Source organism: Candidatus Obscuribacterales bacterium (genome assembly GCA_036703605.1).
Classification (GTDB): domain Bacteria; phylum Cyanobacteriota; class Cyanobacteriia; order RECH01; family RECH01; genus RECH01.
This window is the reverse complement of sequence record DATNRH010000239.1, coordinates 1-7,231: the sequence shown is the minus strand read 5'-3', so window position 1 is coordinate 7,231 and position 7,231 is coordinate 1. Positions and strand designations below refer to the sequence as shown.

Sequence of the window (7,231 nt, the reverse complement as noted above, 5' to 3'; positions counted from 1 at the left end):
GCAGCTCTACGCAGAGCTGTGCCGCAAGTTTGGCTCCGGAGTCATTGCCCAGAACACCCGCACTACCCTCGAACAACAGCTCATGTCCATGCGGCTCTCCAAGGATTGGTCCAAGCCCATCTGCACCTTCCTCGCCGGATTCCAGAATCGGATCCAGGATCTCCGTGAGGCCAGCGCTGACCCCTACATGTACTCTGATACCTGGTGCCGCGACCAACTCCAACGTGCTTTGGAGCCCCACCGGGAAATGGGACCCTACTACAGCCACCTCACGGCTATTGAGCAGCTACGCCTCACCGAAGGCAATCCTACCCTGTCATTCTCCGAGATCATGGAGGCCCTCCATTCCCATGCTGTGAGCCTCGACCGCGCCCATCCTCCCAGTGCCCGGCGCTCTCAGCAGGCCAACTCCAGTCACTCCGATCGCCCAGGCGGCTCCGGTCAGCGAAACCAGCCCCATGGTGGAGGCCGTGGCCGTGGCGGCCGTGGCCGTGGCAGTGGCGGTGGCGGTCGTGGGCAAGGCCGTGGGCGCCATGACTCTGGCTCCCGTGGCCGTCGTACTGGCCCCTCCGACCCACACACCGACCCTACAGACCCGGCGGTGTGGCTCAATGATACCGACTTCTATGCCCTCTCCCCTGAGCTCCGGGAGCGGCGCAAGCAACGCCGTGCTGCCGCTGGCCGCGGCTCCGGCCATCCATCCCGCTCTCAGCGATCGAACTACACCGGCACGGTGCCCTCCGTCCCTCCGTCCATTCCCGCCGAGGTTCCTGCCCAGTCTAGTGGCACTGTGGCCTCCGGCGTCTCTCAGCCTACCACCTTTGTGCGGCAGCTCATGTCCACCCACCAAGCCCGGCCCTCGCCGGCTGCCTCCGATGATACCATCTCTGTCAATGGCACCATCTATCGCCGTGCCAATCACACCCACCTGTACACGGTCCATGAGTCCTCCCGTGCTGTCAAAGGCGCCCTCATTGATGGAGGGGCCAACGGTGGGCTCATTGGTTCCGATGCCATCATCCTTGAGACCCATTTGACTGCCACTGCCAACGTCCAAGGGATTACCCGCGATATCCTTGAGAACCTGCCCATTGTCCAGGCTGCGGCCAAGGTTGAGACCCTACATGATGGCCCTGTGATTGCCATCTTCTCCTCCTATGCCCAGCGCAATGATGGAGGCCGTACCATCCATTGCAAAGGCCAGATGGAAAGCTTTGGACTACTTGTTGACGACCGTGCCCAGTCCAATGGCGGCATGCAGTGTATCATCACCATTGAAGGCTTTGTTGTACCCATTCACATCCGTGAAGGCTTGCCCTACATTGACATGTCAGCCCCCAGTGACTCCGACCTGTCCCGCTTCCCGCATGTCTTCTTCACCTCTGACTCTCCTTGGGACCCTTCGGTCATGGACCAGGAGTTTATTGCCGATGGCTTTGATATGCCGCCACTTGCCCTGGCCCGCCGTGAGGCTCAGGACCCTACTGTTGATGAATTTGGGGAGCTCCGCCATACCCACCTTGCTCTGTCTACCGGGCGGCTCCCTCCTTTGGCGGCCGACCCGCCCATCCTTGTCCCTGGCTCCGACTCCCACTGTCATGCTGTTGATTCATTGATCCATGCCTTGTACACGCATACTGTTGCTGCTTTCACTGTGGCCTCTGCCCGTGGCCGCATCCTATCGGCCTTTCCCCAGTCTGTCCGCCCCCGGCTCCCGGATTTGGACTTTCTCAAACCCAACTTCATGTGGGTCCCCAACGACCGGATCAAAGCCACCCTTGATGCCACTACTCAGTACTATCGCGCCACCATCCATCACCCATTCCGCAAGCACTTCCGCTCCCGCTTCCCTGCGGCCAACGTCCGCCGTCTTCCCGAGTGGTGGACCAGCGATACCATCTTTGCCGACTGTCCAGCCCACGACGACGGCATCCCTGGCCATGGAGGCTGTCAAATGCTGCAACTCTTTGGCGGTATTGACTCCAAGTTCCTCGTTGGCTATCCTCTCCGATCTGAGTCCGACATCCCTGCTGTGTATCAAGAGCTCCTCCGTGATATTGGAGCACCTATTGGCCTCAAAACCGACAATGCCAAAGCCGAGATCTATGGAAAGGTTGCCGACCTCCACCGCCTCTACTGTGTCAAGGACAAGCAGTCTGAGGCCTACTACGAACATCAGAATCCAATTGAGCGCATGATTCAGGATGTCAAGCGCCAATCCAACTCCATCATGGACCGGCTTGCTATACCTTCCAAGTTCTGGCTCATCACCATGCTGTTTGTAATCGGTCTCAGCAATTGCTTGGTCAATACCAATGGAGCCATCCCCAACTCTGTTGTCACCGGGGAAGTCACTGACGTGTCTCCCTACCTCACCTACCATTTCTGGCAGGAAGTCTTCTACGAGGACTCCAAGAACGGTGGTGAGAAGCTCGGCCGCTGGTGTGGCCCTGCTGCCAAGAAGGGCGACTTCCTCACCTACTGGATTCTCACCAACGACACTGAGCAATTGATTGCCCGCAGCAACGTCCGTGCTGCCAAAGATCCCATGTTCCCCAACCGCCGTGTTCGTCCACAGGGATCTCCCATCATCCCCGGCGGCCCTTCCATCGCTGATGGAGGGGAGACAGCCCCATCCGACCGCCCACCTGTCCTCTATACAGCTGCCGATCACATGGACCTAGCAGATCCAACAGCTCTGGAAGTCCCCAAGTTCTCTCCAGAGGAACTCCTTGGCCTGTCTTTCCTTCGAGAGACTGAGACTGGGGAGCAGTTCCGTGCCAAAGTCACGCGCAAGATCCTGGACCGTGAGGCTGAAGACCATCAGGCAATCAAGTTTCTTGTGTCCATTGGAGATGGGGAGCTGGAAGAGATTATCTCCTACAATGAGCTGTCTGATATCATTGAGCGCCAACACCGAGCTGAAGCTGATGGGGAGCTGGACACCTGGGCATACGATGCCATCCTTGACCATGAGGGTCCGCTCCGTCCGGGCACTCCCAGATACAAAGGCTCTCTCTACAATGCCCTCATCCAATGGGCCGATGGTAGCAAGACATGGGAGCCCATCAATCTCGTTGGAAAAACAGACAAGGTAACCCTCGCTACCTATGCCAAGGAACACGACCTGCTGGATACACCTGGGTGGAAGTTTCTCAAACCCACAGCCCGTCGTACCAAGAAGCTCCAGAGGATGCTCAACCAGGCCCGCCGTGCCTCTCACAACAATGCCATTCGATACAAGTTTGGAGTCCAGATTCCAAGAACACTCAAAGAAGCCTATGCCTTGGATGAAGCCAATGGCAATACCCTTTGGGCTGAGGCTGTCAAGACTGAGATTGACCAGCTCTCCCAATACCAAACCTTCATTGACCATGGCGTTGGCCGGCAGCTACCCTCTGGCTACAAAATGATTCGTTGTCACATCATCTTTGATTGCAAGGAAGACGGCCGTCGAAAGGCCCGCTATGTCGGAGGTGGCCACTTGACCGCCCCTCCAAAGGACTCTGTCTACTCCAGTGTTGCCTCCCTCCGTTCCATCCGGCTCATCACATTCCTGTCCCAACTCAATGACCTTGAACTCTGTGCTGCAGATGTTGGCAATGCCTATCTGGAGGCATATACCAAAGAGAAGGTTGCCTTCATTGCAGGCAAGGAATTCGGCCCCCTAGCTGGCCATACTCTGTTGATCTCCAAGGCACTCTACGGACTTCGAAGCTCCGGTGCCCGATTCCATGACAAGTTTGCTGATACCCTCTATGACATGGGTTTCAAGCCTACCCTCTGTGACCCCGATGTGTGGTACCGTGATGCTGGAGACTGCTATGAGTACGTCTGTACTTATGTTGATGATCTCCTTGTCGCCATGAAGGATCCTACTACCTTCATGCAGGCCCTCCAATCCGCCCCATACAACTACAAGTTGAAGGGTGTTGGACCGCCTCGTTACCACCTTGGGGGAGACTTCTTCAATGATGCCGATGGCACCCTCTGCTATGGATGCCAGACCTATGTCCGCCGCCTTGCTGACAACTACAAACAACTGTTTGGGGAGGAACCGAAGACCCATGGCAAGCGTCCCATCATTCCATTGATGAAGGGCGATCAACCCGAGCTCGACACTACCGAGCCTTGCACCCCTGATGATACAGCCAAGTATCAGAGCCTCATCGGTGCTCTCCAGTGGACAATCTCTCTCTGCCGCTTCGACATCGCCCATGCTGTGATGACCTTGAGCCGATACCGTACCGAGCCCCATGTCGGTCACCTGGATCGTGCCAAGCAGATCGTTCGGTACCTTTGCAAGTATCCCCAGGGAGCCATTCGCTACCGCACTGGCATCCCCAATTATGAGTCCATCTATGGGGAGCAACCTGAGCACCATGACTGGATGTACTCCGTCTATGGCAACCCTAAAGAAGATATCCCTGAGGGCATGTTTCCACCGCCCAAGGGAAGAGTGGTTCGCACATCCACCTTTGTCGATGCCAACCTCATGCATGACCTGACTACGGGGAGATCCTGCACTGGGATTCTCCATGTTATCAATCAGACTCCGATTGACTGGTTCTCGAAGAGACAGAGCCAGATTGAGACTGCCACCTACGGCAGTGAATTCATGGCTGCTCGTCAAGCCACTGAGCAGATCATGGATCTTCGATTCACCCTCCGTGCACTTGGTGTCCCTATCGATGGTGTCTCATGGTTATTTGGAGACAACCAATCTGTGGTCACCAGTTCCACCATTCCTCATTCCAAGCTCTCCAAGCGCTGGAATGCCCTGTCCTATCACCGCGTCCGCGAAGCCATTGCAGGCAATGTTATCCGCTTCCACTACGTCCGATCTGAGGAGAACCCATCAGATATCCTCACCAAGTCCCTCGACTTCACAACCATGTGGTCGCATGTTGAACCCATGCTTTTCTGGAAGGGAGATACCATTGTCCCGGCATCTTCCCCACTTGCCCCATTGGACGGTGCTTCTGGACCGACTGCTCAAGCACCGAGGGGAGTAACAGCCGTCTGTGAGACGGACTGTGAGATCGGTCCTCTCACACTCAATCACAAGCCCCAGTTCAATCCCCAGTTCGTATCCGATCCCGAGTCCCGTGGGACACAAAACTCGGTCGCACATACTGGAGGGACTTGAGCTTACCCAACGGAAAATCTCGCACCTCTGTCGAACAAACAATCGATCATTCTCCATTCATTCAGTTTTAATCTTCACACCGTTGTTGTAGTGGCCAACCATTTGAATAACCATCTTGGTAGTCTACAGTAGGAGGACTGATCACCCTTGGCTACGTAGGCAACCATCTGACAGATTAACAGTCGCAGTAGTGTCGCCCTGAGCCTCTCTGCACCTCTTTTGCGCGCGCAAGCAACAGTCATTATTACCCAACAAAGAAGACCCTTCACTAAAATCGTCGCCATTCCCCCCCAAGTACTCGGATTGAACCCGTTCTTTTTTCATTGTATCAAGAACTTTAGGGCGTTCCTTTCCGTACTTGTTTGAGTCTCTACAAGCCAGTATTCAGTTCAGGAGCGGATTCGCAAGTTTCCACTTCTCAAAACTCTCCAAGAAAGAAGCCATTCAATTATACCGTCGCCGCGAGCCCCCAAGTGCTCGGATTTTCTCCGTTCTTTTTGCATCATCACAAAGAGCTCAAGACGGTTGTATTGATATTTGTTTCAGCTTCTACAACCCATTATTCAGCTCAGGAGCGGATCCGCCAGTTCCCCCATTGTCATCCATTTTTTCAAGGGTCATTTGGCACCTCCATTGGTCATTTTCAGGCGAAAATTGCACCTCCACTGCTACCTACACCTACCTCTCTCTACCATTGGGATCTAGTCCGGCCTGCCCCTGCAGTTTACCGGCAAACAACCTACACTCCCTCCTGCTCTCTACTACGGCCCATCTACTGTGGCCCATCTTCTGCGGCCCATCTACTGCGGCCCATCTACTGCGGCCCATCTTCTGCGGCCATCTTCTGCGGTCCATCTCCTGCGGCCCCCCTTCTATCCCATTGACCTGTGAGCTTGCGGAGACGTCCCAAGCCTTCCATTGATTGCGCAACCGTTGCAGAGCGTCGGAACAACACCGTGCTGCAACCTACAACCCCTTCTACCCTTTGAGAGCCCATTATCCCCTTGACATGTCCGATTCCAACTCCGTCCACTCCAACGACTCCAGTGGCGCCGGCGCCCCCAATCCCAACGACTTGGACTCCCTTCCTGCTGCCGATGGACCCCCTGCGGACCCCATCGAACACCTCCTCTCCGTCCTTGGCGGCGCTGCAGCCGACTCTCCGTACCGCGAGGCCCTCAACGAGCTAGGGCCCTCTACCCTCATTGACTTCCTTGAGCTCTCCGATGATGACTTCACTCGGAGCCGCTTCCTGACGGTGTCCCAAGCTAGAACCCTCATTGCCGTGCGTGGCTGGGCCTACAACCGCGCGAGCTGGGACGCTGATGACTTCGTTGCCCGCTTCTCCGCCGAGTCCTTCCTCCGTTATCGCACCCATTGCTTCTCCATCGGCCGGCCCCCTGCTGGCGATGTACCCGTCCTTCCTGCCGCCGCCGCTGCTCCTGCCACTGCTGCTACGACCGCCCCGGCGGCGGCCCCATCCGATGTCCCTCCAACTACCACGGCTCCGGCACCAGCCGCTGTGCCTGTGACTACCACCGCTCCTTCTCCATCCGCTATTCCTGTGGCTACCTCCGCACCTGTTACGTCCACTGTCCCTGCGGCCCCTGGCACCTCCTCTGCTCCGGTGGTGTCCCCTACTCCGTCCTTGGCGGCCTTCCAGCGCGGTATCCGTCGCGACATGTCGGTTTTCACCAAGTTCCAGGACAAAGCCCATTTCAACACGTGGAACCGCCACTTCCGTTCCACCGCTGTCTCCCAGGGATTGGAGGATGCCCTTGACCCCGACTACATCCCTGCTACTCCGGACGCCATCGCTGTGTTTGCCCAGATCAAAAAGTTTGTCCATGCCGTCCTTGTCCACTGCATCAAGGAACCCACCGCTGTCTCCATCGTCCGGCGCTACACCATTCAGAACACCCCCGAGGAAGGGGACGGCCAGCAGCTCTACGCAGAGCTGTGCCGCAAGTTTGGCTCCGGAGTCATTGCCCAGAACACCCGCACTACCCTCGAACAACAGCTCATGTCCATGCGGCTCTCCAAGGATTGGTCCAAGCCCATCTGCACCTTCCTCGCCGGATT

Annotated in this window: 2 protein-coding genes; both read left to right on the top strand. The window is 56.6% G+C overall.

The annotated features are described in order from the left end of the window. A partial coding sequence (locus tag V6D20_05060; GenBank protein ID HEY9815158.1) for a reverse transcriptase domain-containing protein occupies positions 1-5,149 on the top strand: 5,149 nt, incomplete at its 5' end. 1,009 nt (positions 5,150-6,158) lie between these two features. Further along, on the top strand, positions 6,159-7,231 hold a 1,073-nt coding region (locus V6D20_05055; protein HEY9815157.1), incomplete at its 3' end, for a hypothetical protein.